Source organism: Oleiphilus sp. HI0086, assembly GCF_001635225.1.
Genome location: NZ_LWFZ01000970.1, coordinates 1 through 2,317 on the forward strand (window position 1 = coordinate 1; position 2,317 = coordinate 2,317).

The 2,317-nt window shown below is 48.1% G+C and carries 2 protein-coding genes; both read left to right on the forward strand.

Translation table 11 applies throughout. The annotated features are described in order from the left end of the window. Nucleotides 1-569, forward strand: a 569-nt coding sequence (locus tag A3756_RS17380) for a polyprenyl synthetase family protein (protein ID WP_197481365.1), incomplete at its 5' end; no start/stop codon positions are given. Between the two features lie 96 nt (nt 570-665). Beyond that, on the forward strand, nt 666-2,317 hold a 1,652-nt coding region (gene dxs / locus A3756_RS17385; protein ID WP_068554083.1), incomplete at its 3' end, for a 1-deoxy-D-xylulose-5-phosphate synthase.

The following is a 2,317-nucleotide window of genomic DNA, read 5'->3' on the forward strand; positions in this document are numbered from 1 at the left end:
CCACGGCTATTCTGGCAGGTGATGCCTTACAAGCAATGGCCTTTGAATTACTCAGCCAAGCCAAACACTTTGGTCTCGAAAGCCAGATCAAAATGATCCAGCTGCTGACAAAAGCAAGTGGTGCCAGAGGAATGGTGCTAGGGCAAGCAATCGATTTTAACTCTGTCGGGCAAACCTTGTCTCTGAGCCAGCTTGAAAACATGCATCGACATAAAACTGGTGCCCTGATTGAAGCCTCTGTACAAATAGGCGCGCTAAGCAGCCCGTCAGGCGTGACGAAACAAGAATATGAAGCGCTAACCAACTACGCACAGGCTATTGGCTTAGCTTTCCAGGTTCAAGACGACATTCTGGATATTATCAGTGACACCCAAACACTTGGAAAAACCCAAGGTGCTGACATCGCGCTAAACAAACCGACCTATCCTGCCCAGCTTGGTTTAGAGGGCGCTAAAGAAAAACTTATAGCGCTACACCAAGAGTCTATCAACGCGCTGAGTAATCTCGGCGACAAAAATGTTCAGCAACTTACAGCGATTAGTGACTATATTATTTCCAGAATAAAGTAAGAGGTGTAACGTCGATTAAGTCGTAAAAACTGCACTCCTCCCTTTAAGGTTTCTGTTATACTTCGACCCTTACTATCTATCTGTAATTTATAGCCAATGCATACAACTTTTCCGATCTTTCAAGAAATTCCTTTGCAACGACCCAATACGCCATTGCTGGACAAGGTGAATGAACCTTTTCAGTTGCGCTTACTATCGGAAGAACAGCTGGCCCAGCTTAGCCATGAGCTGCGAGCCTACCTGCTATACAGTGTCGGACAATCAGGTGGTCACTTTGGTGCCGGGTTAGGCGTCATCGAACTTACGGTTGCACTGCATTACGTATTTAACACCCCTGAAGATCGTGTCGTATGGGATGTTGGACACCAAGCTTACCCTCATAAAATTCTAACAGGCCGACGCGAGCAAATATTAAAAATTCGCCAACATGACGGCCCTGCGGCGTTTCCCGCAAGAGAAGAAAGTGAATACGACACCTTCGGTGTCGGGCATTCTAGCACCTCAATCAGTGCAGCTCTTGGCATGGCTCTGGCTGCAAAAATGCAGTCCAGCTCTCGCAAGTCTATCGCAGTGATTGGCGATGGCGCTCTAACAGCAGGCATGGCATTTGAAGCAATGAGTCATGCCGGAGATATCGCTCCTGACATGCTAGTTATTTTAAATGACAATGACATGGCGATTTCGGACAACGTAGGCGGTTTGAAGAACCATCTGGCGAGAATTCTGTCAGGAAAAACATACAATCAGATGCGCGATGGCGGCAAGCAAATTCTGAGCAGCACTCCCGGCCTAATGGAGTTTGCCAAGAAAACTGAAGAGCACGTCAAAGGCTTGGTTGCACCCGGTACGCTTTTTGAGGAATTAGGCTTTAACTACATTGGCCCTATCGATGGTCATGACTTGCCAACCTTAATCAAAACATTAGAAAACATGAAGGAGCTGAAAGGCCCTCAATTCCTTCATATTGTCACCAAAAAAGGGAAAGGCTTCGCACCAGCAGAAATCGACCCGATTGGCTACCACGCAATCAACAAAATAGAAGCAAAACCCAAAGTAAGCCCTGTTGAAAATAAGCCTGCCAGCCAACCCAAGTACTCAAACGTTTTTGGCCAGTGGCTTTGCGATATCGCCGCACAAGACAGTCGGGTCGTCGGTATTACGCCAGCGATGCGAGAAGGTTCCGACCTAGTTCGTTTTTCCGAACTCTACCCTGAGCGCTACCATGACGTTGCCATCGCCGAACAGCATGCCGTAACACTGGCAGCAGGCATGGCTTGTGAAGGAGTGAAGCCTGTTGTCGCAATTTACTCAACCTTCTTACAGCGCGCATATGATCAGCTCATTCATGATGTCGCCATCCAGAACCTGGATATTTTGTTTGCCATAGACCGGGCTGGCCTGGTTGGTGAAGACGGCGCAACGCATGCCGGAAGTTTCGACCTATCCTTCTTACGCTGCATTCCCAAGCTAGTTGTGATGGCGCCTTCGGACGAAAATGAACTTCGGAAAATGCTCTACACAGGCCACCAATATGAAGGCCCAGCTTGCGTGCGCTACCCACGAGGCACAGGCCCGGGTGCAGAAATTGAAAAAGAGATGCAAGCCTTGGAATTAGGCAAAGCCAAAGCAATTCGCGAAGGAAAGAAAATAGCCATTCTATCATTTGGCTCTTTGCTGGAACCGGCGAAAGCTGCTGCCGAAAAGCTCAATGCAACACTCGTGGACATGCGTTTTATCAAACCACTCGA